The 20337-nt window shown below is 42.1% G+C and carries 18 protein-coding genes and 1 pseudogene; 16 read left to right on the forward strand and 3 right to left on the reverse strand.

The features are described 5' to 3' along the window. Window positions 1–425 (forward strand): annotated as a pseudogene (locus tag IM475_RS17970) (transposase family protein); the annotation flags it as partial. A gap of 523 nt (window positions 426–948) precedes the next feature. On the opposite strand, the gene IM475_RS17975 reads toward IM475_RS17970, so the two are convergent. Beyond that, a complete protein-coding gene (locus tag IM475_RS17975) occupies window positions 949–2913 on the reverse strand; it encodes an FAD-dependent monooxygenase family protein (RefSeq protein ID WP_287659199.1) in 1965 nt (654 codons plus the stop codon). Window positions 2914–3034: 121 nt separating this feature from the next. Between IM475_RS17975 and IM475_RS17980 the strand changes: the two genes are divergently transcribed. From IM475_RS17980 to IM475_RS17990, 3 genes are all read left to right on the forward strand, one after another. Beyond that, a complete protein-coding gene (locus IM475_RS17980) occupies window positions 3035–3277 on the forward strand; it encodes a hypothetical protein (protein ID WP_104396856.1) in 243 nt (80 codons plus the stop codon). Between the two features lie 7 nt (window positions 3278–3284). Further along, entirely contained in the window at window positions 3285–4082 is a 798-nt protein-coding gene (locus tag IM475_RS17985) for an LmeA family phospholipid-binding protein (RefSeq protein WP_287728613.1), read from the forward strand. 297 nt (window positions 4083–4379) lie between these two features. Continuing rightward, entirely contained in the window at window positions 4380–5060 is a 681-nt protein-coding gene (locus IM475_RS17990; protein WP_287659204.1) for a GerMN domain-containing protein, read from the forward strand. Window positions 5061–5104: 44 nt separating this feature from the next. Here IM475_RS17990 and IM475_RS17995 read toward each other — a convergent pair whose 3' ends face one another. Continuing rightward, entirely contained in the window at window positions 5105–6166 is a 1062-nt protein-coding gene (locus IM475_RS17995; RefSeq protein WP_002782514.1) for a mechanosensitive ion channel family protein, read from the reverse strand. Window positions 6167–6194: 28 nt separating this feature from the next. Between IM475_RS17995 and IM475_RS18000 the strand changes: the two genes are divergently transcribed. The 10 genes from IM475_RS18000 (at window position 6195) to IM475_RS18045 (ending at window position 16411) form a co-directional block, all read left to right on the forward strand. Then, window positions 6195–6677 carry a c-type cytochrome gene (locus IM475_RS18000; protein ID WP_502865774.1) on the forward strand — a complete coding sequence of 161 codons (483 nt, stop codon included), beginning with the start codon at window positions 6195–6197 and terminating at the stop codon, window positions 6675–6677. A 273-nt stretch (window positions 6678–6950) separates the two neighbouring features. After that, entirely contained in the window at window positions 6951–9101 is a 2151-nt protein-coding gene (locus IM475_RS18005) for an O-linked N-acetylglucosamine transferase, SPINDLY family protein (protein ID WP_287728614.1), read from the forward strand. Window positions 9102–9118: 17 nt separating this feature from the next. Beyond that, window positions 9119–11293, forward strand: coding sequence for an O-linked N-acetylglucosamine transferase, SPINDLY family protein (locus IM475_RS18010; protein ID WP_287728615.1), 2175 nt, complete (start codon window positions 9119–9121; stop codon window positions 11291–11293). Window positions 11294–11451: 158 nt separating this feature from the next. Continuing rightward, window positions 11452–12843 carry an NAD-dependent malic enzyme gene (locus tag IM475_RS18015; protein WP_287728616.1) on the forward strand — a complete coding sequence of 464 codons (1392 nt, stop codon included), beginning with the start codon at window positions 11452–11454 and terminating at the stop codon, window positions 12841–12843. Window positions 12844–12874: 31 nt separating this feature from the next. Beyond that, window positions 12875–13609 (forward strand): M15 family metallopeptidase, encoded by a 735-nt coding sequence (locus IM475_RS18020; protein WP_287659395.1) that lies wholly within the window; start codon window positions 12875–12877, stop codon window positions 13607–13609. A 355-nt stretch (window positions 13610–13964) separates the two neighbouring features. After that, window positions 13965–14141: a hypothetical protein gene (locus IM475_RS18025; RefSeq protein ID WP_287728617.1), complete on the forward strand. Its 177-nt coding sequence runs from the start codon at window positions 13965–13967 to the stop codon at window positions 14139–14141. Between the two features lie 11 nt (window positions 14142–14152). Further along, window positions 14153–14665 (forward strand): serine/threonine protein kinase, encoded by a 513-nt coding sequence (locus IM475_RS18030; RefSeq protein ID WP_287659406.1) that lies wholly within the window; start codon window positions 14153–14155, stop codon window positions 14663–14665. 28 nt (window positions 14666–14693) lie between these two features. Continuing rightward, complete coding sequence (locus tag IM475_RS18035) at window positions 14694–14963, forward strand: UPF0367 protein family (protein WP_287659397.1); 270 nt, start codon at window positions 14694–14696, stop codon at window positions 14961–14963. A 145-nt stretch (window positions 14964–15108) separates the two neighbouring features. Next, complete coding sequence (locus IM475_RS18040) at window positions 15109–15777, forward strand: energy-coupling factor ABC transporter ATP-binding protein (protein ID WP_287659398.1); 669 nt, start codon at window positions 15109–15111, stop codon at window positions 15775–15777. A gap of 73 nt (window positions 15778–15850) precedes the next feature. Beyond that, window positions 15851–16411 carry an NYN domain-containing protein gene (locus tag IM475_RS18045; protein ID WP_287659399.1) on the forward strand — a complete coding sequence of 187 codons (561 nt, stop codon included), beginning with the start codon at window positions 15851–15853 and terminating at the stop codon, window positions 16409–16411. Between the two features lie 236 nt (window positions 16412–16647). On the opposite strand, the gene sfsA is transcribed toward IM475_RS18045, so the two are convergent. Continuing rightward, the gene (sfsA, locus tag IM475_RS18050; protein WP_287728618.1) at window positions 16648–17367 is read right to left on the reverse strand and encodes a DNA/RNA nuclease SfsA; all 720 of its coding nucleotides are present in this window, start codon (window positions 17365–17367) and stop codon (window positions 16648–16650) included. A 510-nt stretch (window positions 17368–17877) separates the two neighbouring features. Between sfsA and aroC the strand changes: the two genes are divergently transcribed. Both aroC and IM475_RS18060 read left to right on the forward strand, forming a co-directional pair. Continuing rightward, window positions 17878–18978, forward strand: coding sequence for a chorismate synthase (aroC, locus tag IM475_RS18055; RefSeq protein ID WP_287728619.1), 1101 nt, complete (start codon window positions 17878–17880; stop codon window positions 18976–18978). A 13-nt stretch (window positions 18979–18991) separates the two neighbouring features. After that, window positions 18992–20194: a glycosyltransferase family 4 protein gene (locus IM475_RS18060; RefSeq protein WP_287728620.1), complete on the forward strand. Its 1203-nt coding sequence runs from the start codon at window positions 18992–18994 to the stop codon at window positions 20192–20194. Window positions 20195–20337 lie beyond the last annotated feature (143 nt).

Here is a 20337-nt window from a genome sequence, read left to right on the forward strand (position 1 = left end):
AAAGAGGTTATCATACTTGAAAATCCCAATTAGTAGCTGCTCAAAATACCGAGGAAATTATCTGTGTCTTTTGTGGGAAAGGCAGCGGTCATGATTTTAGTTTATTTAAAAAAAGTCGGGTTCGTTTTCATCCTTTAACTATCAGCATAGAAGACAGTGGTTATCGGGGAATAGCTGCATACCATAGTAATAGTTATACACCGAAAAAGAAACCGAAAAATAGAAAATTAACAGAGTTACAAAAGGATTATAACAAAGCTTTAGCCAAAGAAAGGATGAGCATTGAACCTATAAATAGGAAACTCAAAATCTTCAAAATCTTATCCTGTAAATATCGGAATCGTCGTCGAAGATATAGTTTAAGAGTTAACCTGTTGGCGGCTATTTATAACTATGAGTTAGGGATAGGTGTAGCAGCTTCTTAAAAGTTGTCAAACATTAATCAAGTCAAGGAGAATTTATTCTCAATTTTTATAATTGAGATAGTTTGTGCTGCTTAAATAAAGAGGTTTTGACAACCAAATTAAGGCATATCTAAAGAGTTTTGGGTTAAAAGTTAAACTTCAGGTTTTCATTCAGAACAAATGCACTAACTAATTTTCCCAAAAAAATTAGTTAACTCACCACTATAACATATAATTAATTTGCAAGAGTTCTTTTATTTTGCTTACATCCGAACCGAGAAATTTATTCGCCAAGGTCTTATACTAAATCCGTTGAGTATAGGCTACATATCAGGACAGGCAATAGGCAATAGGGGCAATAGATAATCAGTCTTTAATAACCAGATTTAGTATTAGTCATACCAAATTAAATTGTATTCAGTAAGGATCAGGGGAAATCCTGTCAGAGAAGCAACCCTCTGGGGGTGTTAACTTCTTAAACAATTCATCTACTTTGATTTCTAACGCGCTTAGGGTGATGGGAGCGTCAATTGATAAATATCCTCTAATTTCTTAAGCTATAATTAAAACTCAATAACTTTAACCAGAGGCGGGGATTGTCTTTTTCTAGCCAGCTTTGGGAGTTTTTTAACCATTGGGGAAACCAGGAACCAAAAAGCAGATTTTTGACTCCATCAAGGCTAAAATCGAGATAGGAACCCAACCAACGAATTAAATCCTGACTGCCGGCCATTTCCGCTATCCATAACAGTAAAGCGGGGTTTTTTCTGGCCGCTTTAATTGCTAAACGGCTAAAGGTTAACCAATCGGTTTTATCCTTAATAAAGGTTTCGGAAACCTCCGGCGGTTCGTCGGCCAATAAACCGAAAAATGTGTTTAACATGGCGTTAATTCTTTGGGGGGGTAAGGTTTTTCCCGTGGGAACCATCATTCCTTTAGAAAATAACCAAGTTACCGCCACATTACTTTGATAGGCCCGCACATTTTCTAGGTCTTTAGCTGTTAGTAAATCGTGTTTTAAGGCCAGATCCAAAAGATGGGTTAAGCGCTCTAAATTACGCACCAAAGAACCGAACCCAGTAAAAATTAAGGGTGATTGCAGGGAGGCGGCATCACCGATGGCTAAAATGCGATCAAAGGAGACAATCCGATCTTTTTTTCCTGTACTAAAATGCCCCGGTATATAACCAAAGGTTGGTTTTTTCCAAGTTAATTTTTCTGGGTCACACTGTCGATATTCGGGCAAAATAGTAAAGAAATCTTCGTACATTTCCAACAGAGAACCGGGGTTATCGGGATGGACTTGATGATAGTGAAATAGATAGAAAGTTAATTCTTTTCCTTCCCCCGGAAATAATTCCCAAATTAGTTGTCTGCCTTTAGAAATATCGCCATGGGAATTTAAGACATCGCCATAGTGAGAATCCCACACCACCGGATCGAATCCTTCTACTACTGCCCCCACCGTCGGACAGACACTATCAAAGGCACGCACTCCGTTTAATTGCCAAGCGATGGGAGAGGCGGAACCCATAGCATCAATCAATAAACGGCCTTTTATCTGTTGAATTTTCCCACCATGATTAAGGGTGACAGTAACACTATTAGCAGTAATATCAGCCTTAATAAATTCGGTTTGATCGAGAATTTTACCGCCATGATCCTGTAATTTTTTACCGCAGGATTGCAGCAATTTATCGGAATTAATGGCGATATTTAAAACCGTGGGAGTATGGAGAATCTCCGCCTTCAGATGGGGGGGATTATTGCCATCAAAAAACTTATTAAAGCCATCGATGTATTCTTGGAAGATTAATTCCTCGAATTCTTCGGCCGTAAATAGTCCTAAATTAATTAAACTTTGAAACTCCGATCGAGAGATATTCCATTCCCGATTCATCCGTCCGAAAGGCAGTCTTTCTACTAAGAGGACTCGATAACCTAATTTGGCCATCTGTGCGGCGTGAATTGCCCCCAAGGCACCACCAATATAAATTAAGTCGTAGGCGATGGGATGATCATTTTCCTCGCTGCTAGAGAAAATTACCGGCTGCGGTTGTTGGGGATTTTTGGCACTGTCGCGCCAACGTTTTTCCCACCAGTACAAACGTTCTAAATCCGCCTCTCCTTGGGGCATTTTGCGGAAGTAGTGAACCGTTAGGGGATAGTCCGCTTCTAAAGCTGTAAAAATTGAGTGATTTTTTCGATCAATGTTTGGTATCGTGTTATACTGCAGCAGAAAACGCTTTTGTAAAGCTCGATCGAGCTGCCGAGTTAGGGATGTCTCTTGACCATGCGATCGCTCACCCCAGCGGAAAACTTTTAAATAAGTAGTCCGTTGCAGCGTCCAGACAAAGATCGACAATTCGATCGCCTCCGATAAGCGCAATCTCACCCCGTTAGGTGTATTTGTCTTAACACCATTTGCGGGTTGCCAATCGGATTGTAACCACTGACAAACGGCGATCGAGTCAGGAGTCGGAATTTCTCTGTAAAGTATTTCTTTCATCTTGATTTAGCTGTTAAACCCAAAAATCGTCTGATTACGCTAGACTACACAAAAAGTTTTCTGAAAAAAGTTTAAAAAACTTTACATACCCAGATTAATACACAGCCTACCCCATCTGATTATGAATTATCCCATCCCGACTACCCCCGAAGAAATTGCCGCCCTCCGACAGCGTCCCGTCGATGAGGAGATGATCGCTGCCGTGATTGCGGGAATTATTAGAATGGCCCGCGCTCAGGGTCAATCTCTCGATGATCTGACTGAAGAAATTCTCGCAGAAGACCAGGTTTTAGATCAAGTGCAACGACGTTGGTTAAGTCAGCTTTTGACTAATGCTTGGCAAAATTTAGCTGAATGGGTGTAATTGAGCGATGGAATGGCTAACAATCACTCTCGCTAGTGTTTTGACCCTGTTAACTCCCGCAGGGGCAATTATTGATACGGTTTTAGCTCATACCCTTCGCTCCCAAGTCCAAAAAGTGGAACAATTAGCCGTGAGAGTCGATAATACTCCCAATTATCAGGCTCTGCAAGGCAAAATCGATCGAGTTCGCATTTCTGCACGGGGAATTTATCCCCTTGCTGGTGTTCGCATTGAGAAGATCGAGCTAGAAACTGAGCCAATTAGCCTCGATTTGCGGCGATTACAGCAAAAAAACGGCAATTTAGCCGCCGCTCTGCGCCGACCGGCTGCGGGGGCGTTGCATCTTGTCCTCACGGAAACTAATGTTAATCAAGCTTTACAATCGGCAGCGGTCAAAGAACAAATTCAGACCCTGATTAATAATCTGATTCCCTCTAGGGGAGAATTTGGTAGCACAAAATATCAACTTAGTCAAGCAAATTTTAACTTTCTTAATAATAATCGAGTTGCTCTCAGACTGCAGCTGGAGACCCAAAGGCCAGATGAACCAGCAGCCAGCCTCGATTGGAGCTTAGAAGTGGGATTTAAGCTAGTGCAGGGGCGAAAAATCGAGCTTATTGACCCCACAGCCACTCTTAATGGTCGTCGCATCTCCTCGCGCCTTCTCAAGGGGTTTGCCGAGGGTATATCCACCCAGTTAGATTTAAAAAACTTCGAGAAACAAGGAATTATCGCCCGCCTTCTCCAATTGCAGATCGACGATGATAAGCTGAGTATAGCCGCCTTTGGCAGAATTGAGCCTTGATCGGGGAACCCCAATTAAATTTAACGGTCAGAAAACAGGAGATATTTCAGTAATCAGTAATCAGTAATCAGTAATCAGTGAAAAGACACCAGGAAACTGCTATTTAATACTGCTCACTTAAAACTCACATCTGATAAGTACCTAAGCAAAATTAATTACACATTTCGATAAAGCTTTTGCATGAGTGCCTCTTGCCTATCTTAACTAGGAAATTTATTTTGCACGACTACTTAACTGATAACTGATAACTGATAACTGATAACTGATAACTGATAACTGATAACTGATAACTGAATTATGCCTAGTTCTCGCTCTAGTGATAAAATCTCTTTACCTTGGATGATTGGTATTGGCCTCGCTTTATTTACTGCTGGTGGGGCCACTGCTTGGTTTGCCGTCCATCACCTATCTTCCTCCCAGAAAACCAGCGAAAACCCGATTGAATCTCCCAGTCCGGCGCCGATAAGTCAATCGCCAATTGTTGAACCGGTTTCTCCAGGTCCGGTGAAGACAAATCCGACAGCAACTCCTGCTGCTATTCCTGTTAGGGAAACTCGACAGGTTTATTGGTTAAAAGTGACTGATACGGGTAATCAATTAGTCAGCCAAGAAATTACCGTTCAAAAAGCGGATAGCCGCGACCGAGAGTTAACAGCAGTATTGAAGATTCTATTAGCTGGTCCAAGCAATCCTCAGGATATGACTACTATTCCCCCGGGGACTAAATTACTTGATTTAAAAGTAGATAAAACGGGAATTAAGATTAATCTCTCGCGGGAGTTTGGCAACGATGACGGCCCTGATATGTTAATCGGTCGTTTGGCACAAATCATCTATACTACTACCAGCAGCGATCCCAATGCCAAAGTCTGGATTCAAGTGGAAGGAAAACCCCTAGAATTACTAGGAGAAGGCCACGGTATTGAAGTGGCCCAACCGATGACCCGTAAGTTTTTTAAGGAGAATTATCAATTGTAAGTTGTCCGCGCATTTCAATTGTTGGTTGCGATAGCGAATTGAGGTTAACTAGGGGGATTACTGGGGGGATAGGGAAAAAGAATTGGATAGGGAATTTTAATTCCTTCTTGCTGATAGCGTCGGTGTAGGAGTTTAATAAATTCGTGTTTAATGGTGAGATGTTGAAAAAACTCTTCTTCTACCACCTTGAGATAAACTGTTAGCACAATGCTATAGTAATCGAATTTACGGTAAAGGATCAAGGGTTTATAGTTACCGAGGTGAGGTTGCAATAACTGGGTGATTTCTTGTATAACTTCTAGGGTAACTTTTTCGACTTTTTCTAAGTCACTATCGTAACTAATGCCCACTTCCACGGGAACCAGTAGGGAGTGATCTGGTAAACTATAGTTACGGAAACTAGAAGAAATGATCTGAGCATTGGGAATAACCAAAAGATTATTGGTAATTTCTTCGACTACTGTGCATCTTAAATCCACATCTCGCACATAACCAGCTTCTCCCGTTCTCAGTTCAATATAATCTCCCGGTCTAACTTTTTTAGAAGTGATAATATTAATCCCTGACATTAAATTAGCTAGGGTATTTTGGAGAGCTAAACCGAGGGAAACACCCCCAATACCAAAGGCAGTAAGCATCGGAGTTATCGAAATGCCAATCGAGCTTAAAATCAGCAAAAAACCGCAGCTAAAAATCAGAACTTTGGCGAGAAATTCAAATAGGGAAGTTAGGGAAGAAATGCCATCATCTCCCGTGGTATAAAATCGTAATATTTCCACGGATAATTGGGCAATAACCCAAGTAGCTGAAGCTAAAAAAGCCACTAGCAGCAATTTTTTGCTCAGGAGAATCAGGTAAGGAAAGAGGGGAAGATTGGGAAGGGAGAGGGCAATATTTAAACCCAAAAGTCCGAACCAAAGTATGCTTAATCCACGAAGGGAACGTAAAACCCCTTCCGAGAAACGCAGGTTTTTTTCTCTGGCAATCGATAAAAGTTGACTGACAACGCGCTTTTCTACGAGCCATCCCAACAGCAGGAAACTGAGGACGATGGTGATAGGTAGGATAATATAGGGCCAATCTTCCAGTCTGGTTAATAGGTTCATTGCTAGAGGGTTAGAAAAAGATGCACTTTTGTCTTATATTATTCTCCATTTGCCTATCTCTAGCAGCGGCGGTGGAATTTTGGGGCAAAAAGTTGCAAAATGTAAAGAGAAACTCACCTTTCCTTCGGCGGCCTTCGTGAATAGTCAGTTAGTCAAACCAAAATTCGGGCTCTATCGATTCTTAATGGTTATAATCGTGGTTTTGTTCCTGATTAGCACCTTTTTAATCACCTTTCATCTGGCTAAGATGTCGGATCCCTACATTAAAGAGGTGTTATCCCGACAAGGTAATGTCAGTCGCGGTTACGAAATCTTTCAGATTAACTGTGCTGCTTGTCACGGTCAGTTTGCTGATGGCATCGTCGGACCGAGTTTAGAGGACGTTTCCCGTCGCAAATCGAGAATTAGTCTGATTGAACAGGTAATTAGTGGGAAAACCCCCCCAATGCCGAAATTTCAGCCCGATTCTCAAGCTATGGCCGATTTATTGGTTTATTTAGAAAATCTTTAAGAAAAACTGACTCTTATCCGACATTGATGGTAAGTTAAGACCCATTTAAACTGGGTGGAGAGTGGGGGTGGGGAAGTGGGGGAATGGGGGAATGGGGAATTTCAACTAAAACCCCAAAACCCTAAAACCCTAAAACCCCAACACCCCCCCCGCAACGCGCACGCAGTGACCACCCCAAAACCCAACCCCTGAGCGACTGATAAATTTTACTTATATAGAAAAATTTTGCTTCTATTTGGGTACGCTAGTAGAGACACTTAACGATAAATACTTATGTCTTGGCATTCCCAAGTTGAACCGGCAATTATCCAAGGGGATTTCTGGCAAGTTAGCCAATTTTATCAAGAACTGATGGAAAGAGAACCCCTAGAAATTAGTCATTATTGGTATTTAGGATTAGCCTATCTTTTGGAAGCTAGGGAAGAAGAAGCACAAACTACTTGGTTATTCGTCCTCAGTCAAGGGGATGAAGGGGAAGTGATGGGGTGGACAGCAGATTTAGTCAATATTTTGGATGGGGAAGCGCGAAGACAATTAGAGTTAGGCAATTTAGAAACCAGTTGGTTAATTCGAGGACATATTCGCGAGATTAGTCCCGATAATATTGATAATTTACTGCGGTTTATTTTATTAGCAATTGATTTGAATTATTTCGAGCAAGAGCAGTTAAAAGCTTGGTTATTTGTTGATGTGTTAAAAACAAATAATTTCCAGAGTATCGAGTTAAGTTTATTAGCAGAAGTTTTAGAAAAATTTCTCGATTCTCAGATACCAGAAACCGTCCCTTACTTAGAGGCAATATTTCAATCTAATTGTCAGCGACAAACTTTTATCAAAGTAGTAGAAGCTAAAGTAAATTCTCTAGCCATAAATAATAGACCATTGGCTATTGATATTATTAATACTTGTTTGGCAGTAGAACCGGAGCAAATTTATCTGTTAGCTGAACTTTATCAATGTTATTTTGATAATCGAGATTTTGCTGCTGCTATGCAAGTAGCTAATCAATTAAAAACAAGTTGTCAAGGGTTGCCTTCTCAAGCTGTAGCTGATTTTATTGCTCTTTATGTCAAATTATTTAGTGGTGATTGGGTCGATATTAAGGCAGATGTTGAAGAATATACAGAATCTTTGCAAAAAAGTATCGCTAATCGAGAATGTCCAAGATTATTGGATAAACCATCCCTAACAATTTTATCCCCTCTAGTTTACCTAGAAGATAACCCAAGAGAAAATCGTTACATTAATAATTGTGTTGGTCAACTTTTTCAGGAATATGTTCGTAATAACTCTAACTGTCATTCTCTGCAAAAATCGACTATTAAAGACAGCAACAAAGTTCTAAAAATTGGCTATATTGCCCATACTTTATATAATCATTCTATTGGATTAATTTCTAGGTGGTTAATGAAGTATCATGACTATAATGAGTTTCACGTCTCTTTATACCTAGTATCTCAAAAAGAAGACCTTATCACTGAAAATTGTTTTAAAAATCAGGTAAATGCTTGCTATAACTTACCGATTAATCCTCTGCTGATTGCTGAAAAAATTAATCAAGATAACATTGATATTTTGGTAGATTTAGACAGCATCACTAATAACGCAACTTGTCAAGTCATGGCACTAAAACCCGCACCAATACAAGTAACTTGGTTAGGTTTTGACGCGTCAGGAATTCCAGCAATCGATTACTATCTTGCTGATAATTACGTTTTACCAGCAGATGCACAGGAGTATTATCGAGAAAAAATTTGGCGCTTACCTAATTCCTATATTTGTGTGGATGGTGTCGAGGTTGCTTACCCCTCTCTCCGCAGGGATGATTTAGGGATTCCAGAGGATGCAATTAATTACTTAACCGTACAAACTGGGGTTAAACGTAACCCTGAAACTATTCGACTTCAGCTACAAGTTTTAAAGGCAGTTCCTAATAGTTATTTGAGTATTCAAGGGTTAAGTGATACTAAATCAGTGGAAAAATTATTTTTCAAAGCTGCCGAGGAAGAAGGAATTAATTATGAGAGATTAAAAATCTTACCCCTCTATCCCACAGGAATTTATCGAGCAAATTTAAGAATAGCTGATGTGGTTTTAGATACCTATCCTTTTACGGGAGGAATGACAACTTTAGATGTGCTGTGGATGGGGATTCCTTTAGTTACAAAAGTTGGTCAACAATGGTCATCGAGAAATAGTTATACTTTAATGGTTAATGCGGGAATTAGTGAGGGTATTGCTTGGAGTGATGAAGAGTATATCGATTGGGGAATTAAGTTAGGTAAGGATGAACAATTGAGACGCAAAGTTATCGCTAAATTAGATGAATCTAGACAAACTTCACCGATTTGGAATGCACGTCAGTTTACTAAAAATGTGGAAAATGCCTATCGTCAAATGTGGCAAATCTATTGTGAAAGTTAATCAGGGAGAATTAAATCATGTCTTGGCAAAATGAAGTTAAAACCGCTTTAGAAAACAATCAATACGATATTGTTAGTCAGTTTTACGAAGAACTGATAGAAAGAGAAACCCCAGAAATTAGTTATTATTGGTATTTAGGATTATCCTATCTTTTGCAGGCAAAAGAAGAAGAAGCACAAGCTACTTGGTTATTTGTTTTCACTCAAGGAGAAGAACAGGAAACCGAGTCATGGCTGCTAGAATTAAGCAATATTTTAGCTGCCGAAGCTAACCGACAATTAGAGTTAGAAAATCTAGAAACAAGTTGGTTAATTCGTAAACATCTACAGGAAATTAATCCCAGTTATCTCGATAATTTACTGCATTTAACCCTCATTGAAATTAAATTAAATAGATTTGATTCTCAACAACTGCAAGAATGGCAAATACTAGAATTAATTACTCAGGGTTCAGTTAACTCTCAATTATTGGAACGGGTAGTAATTGCCGTCATACCTTACGCTCATGAATATACCATAGAATTAGTTCGGTTAAGTTTACCCTATCTTGACAATTCTCTAGAATTACTTAATCACGTCATCACTGTTGCTGGACGCTTTGCTTTTGAGAAATATCAACCTATTTATTCCGTTGACTTAGCGGAAGCTTTTCTTCCCCTTTATCCCGAAAGTTTGTACTTAGAAGTTAATTTATTTTGGTTTTATATCTCTTTACCTGACTATGAAAAAGCCATCAATTTAGTCAATAAGTTGAAAGAGAAAAGTCAAACGATTGATTTAAAAATGTTTAGTCAATCGCTCCTCTTTAGTGGTTCTTTACGAGCCTCAAAATGGAATGACATTCCTAGTATTTGTCAAGAGTATAAACACTTAATTAAAGAATTTATAGAAAAAAAGCCCCAAGATATACATCCCTTAGTTCGGGGAGCTTTACTAACAGTTATGAACCCGATTTCTTACTATGAAGATAACCCGAAAGAGAATCGACCGCTTTTAAGTCAGATTGGTAGTTTTTTCCAAGAAACTTACAAAGAAATGCTTGGTTTTCAAGAGGAAGGTTTTGATAAACCCAGAGAAGATAATCCCAATAAAAAACTTAAAATTGGTTACATTGCCCAAACATTAAAACGTCATCCCGTCGGTTTATTGAGTCGTTGGATTATTAATTATCACAATCGTGAGCAGTTTGATATTCACCTTTATATGGTGAATCAACCCGTGGATGAAATAACTCAACAATGGTTTTCTAATCCCGCAGATAAAATCTATCATGCTACTGCTGATTCCCTAGCAACCTATCGCAAAATTAAAGAAGATAACATCGATATTCTTGTAGACTTAGATAGTGGTACTGGGGCAATCGTTGCCCAAGTTATTGCCTTAAAACCTGCCCCTATTCAAGTTAACTGGTTAGGTTTTGATGGTTCTGGTTTACCCGCAGTAGATTATCTTTTAGCGGATCCTTATGTATTGCCAGAAAATGCCCAAGAATATTATCAGGAAAAAATCTGGCGTTTACCTGATGCTTTTGTCGCTGTGGATGGTTTTGAAACAGCCGTTCCTACCCTGCGAAGAGAAGATTTAGATATTAATAACGATGCCGTTATTTACCTAAGTTCTCAAACAGCAATTAAGCGTAATCCTGCAATGATTCGCTTACAAATGCAAATCCTCAAATCCGTAGCTAATAGTTATTTCCTGATTCAAGGAGTTGCTGACGATAATTCCCTCTGGGATTTATTCTGTCAAATTGCCGCAGAAGTTGGGGTAGAAACTAATCGAATTAAGATGCTTCCTATCTATCAGACGGAAACCTACAGGGCAAATTTAGCCATCGCTGATGTGGTTTTGGATACCTATCCCTTTAACGGTGGTACAACCACCTTAGAAACCCTCTGGATGGGAATTCCTCTCGTGGTTAAAGTGGGGCAACAATGGTCATCCCGCAACGGTTATACTTTAATGATGAATGCGGGAATAACTGAGGGTATAGCTTGGAGTGATGAGGAATATGTGCAGTGGGGAATTAAGTTAGGATTGGATAAAAATTTAAGAGAAGAAGTCCGTTGGAAACTCCGAAAGTCTCGTCATACATCTCCCCTCTGGAATGCCAAACAATTTACCAGAGATTTAGAAAATGCTTATCGGCAAATGTGGAATATTTACAGCCTTTCTCATCAAGATGAAGTCTAACCTAATTTGCCATCTCCCCACACCCCACACCCCACACCCCGCTCCACTGGTGTTAGGCCCAGAGAGACCCTAATAGCTAAAGAAACTGCACGATTAGATACCAAAGTCTCTCACAGATAGAAGATAATCAATATTTATCAGTATTGGAAGCCTTCAGCATGGTTCATTTAACGCCCAATCCTAGCTATAGTTTAAGTCTCAAGATAGAAATCCCCAATCAAGCGGGAACCTTCGCTTCTGTCCTCAATGCGATCGCCGATGTGGGGGGGAATTTAGGGCAAATTTCTCTGATCGAACGCAATTTAAAGATTAGCACCCGCGAGATTATGGTTGATGCCGCTAGTACCGACCAAGCGGAACAGATTATCGCCGCGGTTAAAGCTCTACCGGATGTTAAACTGCTCAAAGTTTCCGATCGCACCTTCGATCTCCATCGTCGGGGTAAAATCTCCATTGAAAGTCGTATTCCCCTCACCTCCCAAGATGACCTGGCCATGGCCTACACCCCCGGAGTTGGTCGCATCTGCACCGCTATCGCTCACCAACCCGAACTGGTGTACTCATTGACCATCAAGGGCAACACCGTCGCTGTAGTTACCGATGGTAGCGCGGTATTAGGATTAGGAAATCTCGGGCCAGAGGCTGCCTTGCCAGTCATGGAAGGGAAAGCGATGTTATTCAAGGAATTCGCCGGAATTGATGCTTTTCCCATCTGTTTAGCCACCCAAGACCCCGAAGAAATCATCGCAACCGTCAAAAGAATCGCTCCGGTTTTTGGGGGTATTAACCTAGAGGATATCGGCGCTCCCCGCTGTTTTGAAATCGAGAAACGTCTGCGAGCGGAATTAAATATTCCCGTTTTCCACGATGATCAACACGGTACAGCGATCGTTTCCCTGGCTGCCCTAATTAATGCCCTCAAATTGGTCAAAAAATCGCTTGATACAGTCAAAATCGTCATTAATGGTGCGGGTGCGGCGGGTATCGCCATCGCTACTCTCTTTAAAACCGCAGGAGCTACAAATATAATCCTCTGTGATTCCCTTGGTATCCTCTCCCAAAAACGGGACGATTTAACCCCAGAAAAACAAGCTTGGGCCGTAGCCGCCAGTGGTAAGCTAGGTGATGCTCTTAAAGGCGCTGATGTCTTCTTGGGGGTGAGCGCACCGGGGGTATTGACTCCCGAAATGGTCAAGGGAATGGCTAAAAATGCGATCGTGTTTGCCATGGCTAATCCGATTCCCGAAATTCAACCGGAATTAATCAATGATTTGGTGGCCGTGGTGGCTACCGGACGCAGCGATTATCCCAATCAGATTAATAATGTTCTCGCTTTCCCCGGATTATTTCGCGGGGCCTTGGACTGTCGCGCTAGGGCAATCACCGATAATATGTATCTGGAAGCGGCCAAAGCGATCGCTTCTTTGATCACTCCTGCTAATCTCGATCGAGAGAATATTATTCCCTCGGTTTTTGATGGTCGTGTAGTTACGGCTGTGGCCGCCGCTGTTCAACACGCTGCTCGTCAAGATGGAGTGGCCGGGGAATAATGTAATTATCTTGCAGGAGGGTAAGTAAACCGTGAAACCGATCGATGATATTCCCGAAGCTTTGCGGGACAACCAGTACAGAAAAACTACTAATCCCCATGGTCTCATAACGATCGCAAGCGGTTTACTCGCTCTGGTGGGAACCGGCCTAATTGCCATAGCAGTCTTGAATCGTCCCTCTGCTTCCGTAAAAAAACCGGTTATTAACCCCTCCCCCCCCATTAAAGCCACTCCTAGCCCCATTGAGAACATTCTAGGTCATTTACCCTATCAAGAGGCCCCAGAAACGGAATTAGCCCCTATTACTGGGGATGGTGCTATGCGTTTAAGGAAAGCAGCAGCCAAGGCTTTTATCCAGATGCAGAGTGACGCGAGAAGGTCGGGGGTGATTTTAATGCCGATTTCCGCATTTCGATCGAAAGCAACCCAAGAAAAGCTCTTTTTTGAAGTTAAAAAACAACGCAATCAGCAAACCCGCAAACGAGCAGAAGTGAGCGCACCTCCGGGTTACAGCGAACATCATACCGGTTATGCGATCGATATTGGCGATGGTAGCGCTCCCGCAACGAATTTAAGTAGCAGTTTTGCTAATACTGCCGCTTTTCGTTGGTTGCAAAATAACGCTGCCCAGTATAGTTTCGAGTTATCTTTCCCCGAAAATAATCCCCAGGGTATTAATTATGAACCCTGGCACTGGCGTTTTGTCGGGGATAGTCACAGTTTAGAAACTTTTTATAAAGCCCAACAATTAGGAAAACAAAAATAAGATAACCTTATCGGCAATTGCGTCCTGTAGGGGCGAAGCATTCGGACAATAACCTATCGCTGAAACCAGAGATTTTCTATCCGAATGCTTCGCCCGTACTTTTTCAACTTTTTAGAAAACCTAACAATTAGGAAAACAAAAATAGGATAACCTTATCGGCGATCAATGGCATTTTCTGGAGTTAATTACTAAAATAGGATGACATTGTCTTCTGGGTGTTTCTGATCTGTCCAAGCCGGTAGAATACTTAACAAATGAGCAAGGGGAACGAGTTGGGGTTTTATTAGACTGGAACACCTATTCTCGATTTGCCAATCCATTAGGCCTCGATCAAGATTATTTGATTGGTTTGAGTGTGGATGAATTAAAAGCACTGGCAAGTTGTCAATTGGCCCTAGTAGAGCAAACCCGTTTAGATGATTTAGTGATGAGAAATGCAGCATCTTTGCTCTGCGCTGATGAGGTAGCTGAGTTAGATGAGTTGTTGGCAAAAACAGAGCAATTAACAATTCTTAAAACCCTTGCCAGATAACCGTTTATTTGGTGATGGAATTGGTGAAGGGACAAACTTTAAGAGATATTTTAGATAAACAACCAGAAAAGAGATTAAATGAGAAAGATATTGAGTCGGTAATGAATGATTTAGTCAGTGCTTGGGAAGCAGTGCATGATGAGAAGCAAAATATTTATCATTTAGATTTAAAACCAGATAATGTCTTAATTACCGATGAAAAACGGCTGGTTTTAATCGATTTTGGGTCAGCAAGGCAAGGATTGAGAAAGAATAGTCGCAGTGTTCAAGCTTTTACTGAAAGCTATGCAGCTCCAGAGGTAATTTTAGGGGAAGATGTAGGAAGTTATAGCGATTTGTTTGAGTTGGAGATGATGTTACATGAAATGTTAACAGGTGAGCTGCCGCTCCTACGCAAGTCCCTTATGATCCTAAGGTTATCGGCGGTGGGTGATGGGCAACTATGGGGAGATAGGGGAATTTCCACTAAAACCCCAACACCCCAAAACCCCAACACCCAACCCCTGTTATACAATGGTTTTTGACTTGTTTTTTGGAAGGGAACGCTAAACTATGTATTCGATCGATATTACCCTGAAACTCTCGCCCATCCCCATTTCCGTGCAGCGCAAGGAAGAAGTGGCGGCAGACGCTTTGTATCAAACAATTATTAACGCTATGCGATCGCCGAATCCAGAATTATTAGAATTAACCTGCGAAAAACAAACCGATAAAAAGGTGGCGGTTTTGAGCGATCAGATCAGTGCGGTGATTGTGTCACAAAAATCCGGGGCTGCCTCCACTGGTAGAGCGCCGGGGTTTGTCGCTTTAGCCACAGAATAGTTCTTTAATCAGTTATCAGTGAGCAGTAACCAGTAATCAGTGAGCAGTAAAAAGACAGTAGGAAACTTCTATTTAATACTGCACACTTAAAAACTCAAATCTGATAACTGATAACTGATAACTGATAAATGATAACTGATAATTCATGACTATAAAAGTAAAAGACCTCTGGTTTAGCTGGCCGAATGGGAAATCAGTATTAAATGGCTGCTCTTTGCAAGTTCCCAGAGGAGAATTTTGGATGTTGTTGGGGACAAATGGCAGCGGTAAATCAACCCTGCTGCGGTTATTAGCGGGATTATTAAAACCTAGTCGCGGTGAAATAGAGATACCTAACCCCCTCGGTTTTGTTTTCCAAAATCCCGACCATCAGTTAGTTATGCCAACAGTGGGGGCAGATGTGGCTTTTGGGTTGGTATCCGAGGGTTTATCCACGCCAGCAATTCGGGCCAGGGTGCGGGAATCCCTAGGGGCGGTGAATTTATTAGAAATGGAAAAACGACCGATCTATGCTCTCAGTGGCGGACAAAAGCAAAGAATCGCCATTGCGGGGGCCTTAGCTCGTCATTGCGAGGTTTTGCTCTTTGATGAACCCACCGCCCTTTTGGATGGGGATACCCAGTTAGAATTAGTCTCTCAAGTGCAGAAATTGGTCAAAAACCGGGGGATTACGGCCCTTTGGGTGACCCATCGCCTTGATGAATTGGATTACAGCGATGGGGCATTTTTGTTAGAGGGGGGCAAGGTAACGGATCGGGGAAATCCCCTAGAATTAAAAGCGAGATTATTGGCAAGTGCGGCGGTTGAATCTTAAATTTTTTGTTAATATCATTAGGATGCTGTTTTTTAGAACTGCCCTTAATGCCACACGAATTACTCTCAAAGCCATGCTTAATTCTTCTGATCGTTCCCTTCTGCTGGTTGACGGCTACAACGTCATCGGTGCTTGGCCGTCCCTGAAAAAAATTAGCGATCGCCACGGTCTCGAACCGGCGCGAGACAAGTTAATTGAAACCCTAATCGGTTACACCCACCATCAGGGTTATCAAACCCAAATTGTCTTCGATTCCTACTTTCAAAACACCCCCGGCAGCCAGGAACGCTACACTAACCATTTATCGGTTTATTTTACCGCTCACGCTCAAACCGCCGACACCTATATCGAGAAAACCTGCGCCGATTTTTGGCACGATCGCGCCCCAGCTATCGAACGGATTATCGTCGCTACTTCTGATAATGCCCAAAAAATGACCGTTATGGGTTACGGGGCCGAGTGGATTTCCGCTCAACGTCTGGAAATCGAGGTGGATTTAACCGGTCGTCGTCTGAGACAATCCCAGAGTTCTTCTCAAAGTCCCAAAGGGCGTTTTTTATTCCATTCTCTCGATGCTAAGGTGCAACAGAAATTAGAGAAAATGCGCCACGGAATTAGTTATCAAAAACCTTGACAAATTACCTCAAATATGTATCGACAAAAATCCCCCGTAGAGGCACAGGTAACTGTGTCTCTAGGTTTTTAAAGGTCAGTTGCGGTTCGGGGGATTTTGTCAAAAGCTTATACTAAATCCGTTGAGTACAGGCTAGTTATGAGGAGAGGCAAAAGGCAAAAGGCAAGGGGGAATAAATCATCAGTTTTTAATAACCGGATTTAGTATTATTTGCTGGTCCCTCTAAACCACTGGTTTCACAGCTGCAATTCTGCTAAACCTAAATAATAAATTCCCGTGGGTGTCACTTGGAAGCGACAGGGTAAAACCTTGACTCCTTTAGCCACTGCTTGACGCAATAACTGCCCGTATTTAGCATCTTTACTATCCCCCGGAGCAAACCGATCACAATCACCCCGATTAATAAAGTAGAACATAATCGCCTCCGCTGCCGGCAATAAAGCCATTAATTCCTGTAAATGCTTCTGTCCCCGCGTGGTGACAGTATCGGGAAAAAGGGCCGTTTCTCCCTGATTCCAAGTGGTATTTTTGACCTCGATATAGGTGAGGGAATTATCCCCATGGGTCAAAAGAAAATCAATTCTACTGCCGTTATTTTGACCGTAGGCCACTTCCGATCGCACCTCGGTGTCATTTTTGACCAAATCGGGAAAAACTCCTGGCAACAGGGCATTTTTCACCACCTGATTAGGAAGATTGGTATTAACTCCCACCCAAGTCTCCCCCAGTTGAATCATCTCCCAGGTATAAGCTAATTTTCGCTTCGGGTTATCACTGCGAGAAAGATAAACCGGTTGACCCTCTACACATACATCGGTCATCGGTCCGGTATTAGCGCAATGGGCCGTAATTAATTCTCCGTTGTCCAATTGTATATCGGCAAAAAAGCGTTTGTAACGTTTAATTAAAATACCCTTGACAAGAGAAGGGTATGTGTGAACTAACAAAGAAGTCATCAAATTTTCGCCAGGCTATATAAGGTAAAGAATAGCCTTTTTTTGGGAGCTTAACCTGAAGACAGGAGACCTTTCAGTTATCAGTGAACAGTAATCAGTAAACAGTAATCATACTATTTTCCTTTATTCGTAGCAGGCATTTTACTCTCTTGGGTTTGGTGGGTAAAATGTATTCTAAAATACAGTTCTGCTGGCGAGCAAATGGAACGAACCACAAAGACACAAAGGACACAAAGATTGATCGGTCTTATATAAGTTAAACTTATCACACAAAGAATAAGAGAGCCGGCATTTTACTCCCCTCTCCCTTTGGTTGTGGGGGTAAGGGAAATTAACCATCTCTGCGATTACTTTTGAAAAATGGCATCAGTGACAAGAAAACGGCAATTTTCTACTTAAGACCGTCCACTAAAAACTCACATCTGATCACTGATAACTGATAACTGATCACTGATAACTGATAACCGCTCAGGTACAATAAAAGCTTGAGGCTTAGTAGATATTGAGATTATGGGTAACACTTTCGGACGACTATTTCGGGTTTCCACTTTTGGAGAATCTCACGGGGGTGGGGTAGGAGTGGTTATCGATGGTTGTCCTCCGCGCTTAGAAATTTCTGAAGAGGAGATTCAAATCGATTTAGACCGTCGCAAACCGGGACAAAGCAGAATCGTGACCCCGCGTCGGGAAAATGACATTTGTGAGATAATTTCCGGCGTTTTTGAGGGTAAAACCCTCGGTACACCGATCGCTATTCTAGTGCGGAATCAGGATGCTCGTTCGCAAGATTACAACGAAATGGCCGAGAAATTCCGACCTTCCCACGCGGATGCCACCTACGAGGCAAAATACGGCATTCGCAACTGGAAAGGAGGAGGCAGATCCTCGGCCCGGGAAACCATCGGCCGGGTGGCTGCAGGAGCGATCGCTAAAAAAATCCTTAAATCTGTCTATAATGTCGAGATTATCGGCTATGTGAAGCGAATTAAAGATCTTGAGGCAATCATCGACCCCAACACCGTCACCCTCGACGAGGTGGAAAGTAATATAGTGCGTTGTCCCAACGGGGAAACGGCCACCAAAATGATCGCCCTGATCGACCAAATTCGCCTGGATAAGGACTCGATCGGCGGTGTGGTGGAATGTGTAGCCAGAAATGTGCCGAAAGGTCTAGGAGAACCCGTTTTTGATAAGCTAGAAGCCGATTTAGCTAAGGGGATGATGTCCTTACCCGCGAGTAAGGGATTTGAAATCGGATCGGGATTCGCGGGAACCTTCTTAACCGGCAGCGAACACAATGACGAGTATTTTATCGATGATAACGGGGAAATTCGCACCACTAGCAATCGTTCGGGGGGTATCCAAGGGGGAATCAGTAACGGTGAAAATATTATTATCCGCATCGCTTTTAAACCGACCGCGACTATCGGTAAAGAACAAAAAACCGTGACGCGCACCGGGGAAGAAACCACCCTGGCAGCCAAAGGAAGACACGATCCTTGCGTTTTACCCCGGGCCGTCCCCATGGTGGAAGCGATGATGGCTTTGGTATTATGCGATCATCTGCTCCGTTTTCAGGGACAATGTACGATTAGCGATCGCTTTTTCTAAACCTTTACCCGCGATGAAATTTTTATTCCTTCATTCCAATTTTCCCGCCCAATTTCGCCATTTAAGCACGGTTTTGGCTCAAGACCCCCGAAATCAAGTTATTTTCGGCACTACCAGGCAAGAGGGGGAGATAGCGGGGGTAAAAAAATTTATTTACAAGGAAAGTCGCGCTGTTTCTCCCCAAACCCATCATTATGTCCGTCCCCTCGAAAGTGCGGTTTTACAAGGTCAAGCGGTTTATGGTGTTTGCCAACAACTGAAAAATCAAGGATTTTATCCCGATATTGTCTATGCACATTCTGGCTGGGGGCCGGGCCTATTTATCAAGGATATTTTCCCGAAAACTAAGTTTTTAGCCTATTTTGAATGGTTTTATCATGCCCATGGTTCCGATGCTGATTTTGATCCGGCGGATCCCCTTAATGCTGATGCCGAAGCCCGGATTAGAATTAAAAATGCGACGATCCTCATCGATCTGGTCAGTTGCGATCGAGGTTTATCGCCGACTATCTGGCAAAAACAACAATTTCCCCCAGAATTTCACTCGAAACTGACGGTTTTGCACGATGGCATCGATACGGACTATTTCTGTCCCCGTCCCGATGTGCAGTTAGTGATTCCAGAGATAGGTTTAGATTTATCGGGTGTTAAGGAGATTGTCACCTATGCAACCCGGGGAATGGAACCCTATCGCGGTTTTCCCCAATTTATGACGGCTGTTTCCCTAATTTTAGCCCGTCGGCCTAACTGTCATGTGGTGATTGTCGGGGAGGATCGGGTCGCTTATGGGAAAACTCTACCGGACGGCAAAACCTATAAACAATTGATGTTAGAAAGCCTTTCTTTGGATTTATCCCGGGTGCATTTTACCGGTTCTCTGCCCTACGGTCAATATAAACAGGTTTTACAGGCATCGGCAGCCCATATCTATCTTACCCGTCCTTTTGTGCTGTCTTGGTCAATGTTAGAGGCTATGGCCATGGGTTGCGTCGTGATTGGTTCCGATACTCCCCCCGTGCGAGAATTAATTACCGATGGGGAAAATGGTTTATTAGTGGATTTCTTTTCTCCCCAACAAATAGCCGATCGCGTGGATGAGGTGTTAGATTATCCCCAGGGTTGGCAAAATCTGCGTTTAAATGCCAGGGAAACTATCAAGCAACGCTACGACCTCAAGCAATGTTTACAGGATCATCTAGATTGGTTATTGAGTTGATGAAATGAGAGCATTTTCCCAAAAATACTGTCTTTTAAATGATTAATATCGCTATTAAATTCTTTCTCTTACAATCCTAATTCCTTCCTAAGCAGGAATATTACCTGCTCGTCTTTCTTCTAATAATACGGAGGCGATGAAAC

This window comes from Microcystis sp. M061S2 (assembly GCF_020245605.1).
Classification (GTDB): Bacteria; Cyanobacteriota; Cyanobacteriia; order Cyanobacteriales; family Microcystaceae; genus Microcystis.

Excerpts from the sequence above, each read along its gene's own strand:
- IM475_RS17975 (WP_287659199.1), bottom strand. The coding sequence starts at position 2,913 with ATGAAAGAAATACTTTACAGAGAAATTCCGACTCCTGACTCGATCGCC.
- IM475_RS17980 (WP_104396856.1), top strand. The coding sequence starts at position 3,035 with ATGAATTATCCCATCCCGACTACCCCCGAAGAAATTGCCGCCCTCCGA.
- IM475_RS17985 (WP_287728613.1), top strand. The coding sequence starts at position 3,285 with ATGGAATGGCTAACAATCACTCTCGCTAGTGTTTTGACCCTGTTAACT.
- IM475_RS17990 (WP_287659204.1), top strand. The coding sequence starts at position 4,380 with ATGCCTAGTTCTCGCTCTAGTGATAAAATCTCTTTACCTTGGATGATT.
- IM475_RS17995 (WP_002782514.1), bottom strand. The coding sequence starts at position 6,166 with ATGAACCTATTAACCAGACTGGAAGATTGGCCCTATATTATCCTACCT.
- IM475_RS18005 (WP_287728614.1), top strand. The coding sequence starts at position 6,951 with ATGTCTTGGCATTCCCAAGTTGAACCGGCAATTATCCAAGGGGATTTC.
- IM475_RS18010 (WP_287728615.1), top strand. The coding sequence starts at position 9,119 with ATGTCTTGGCAAAATGAAGTTAAAACCGCTTTAGAAAACAATCAATAC.
- IM475_RS18015 (WP_287728616.1), top strand. The coding sequence starts at position 11,452 with ATGGTTCATTTAACGCCCAATCCTAGCTATAGTTTAAGTCTCAAGATA.
- IM475_RS18035 (WP_287659397.1), top strand. The coding sequence starts at position 14,694 with ATGTATTCGATCGATATTACCCTGAAACTCTCGCCCATCCCCATTTCC.
- IM475_RS18040 (WP_287659398.1), top strand. The coding sequence starts at position 15,109 with ATGACTATAAAAGTAAAAGACCTCTGGTTTAGCTGGCCGAATGGGAAA.
- IM475_RS18045 (WP_287659399.1), top strand. The coding sequence starts at position 15,851 with ATGCTTAATTCTTCTGATCGTTCCCTTCTGCTGGTTGACGGCTACAAC.
- sfsA (WP_287728618.1), bottom strand. The coding sequence starts at position 17,367 with ATGACTTCTTTGTTAGTTCACACATACCCTTCTCTTGTCAAGGGTATT.
- aroC (WP_287728619.1), top strand. The coding sequence starts at position 17,878 with ATGGGTAACACTTTCGGACGACTATTTCGGGTTTCCACTTTTGGAGAA.
- IM475_RS18060 (WP_287728620.1), top strand. The coding sequence starts at position 18,992 with ATGAAATTTTTATTCCTTCATTCCAATTTTCCCGCCCAATTTCGCCAT.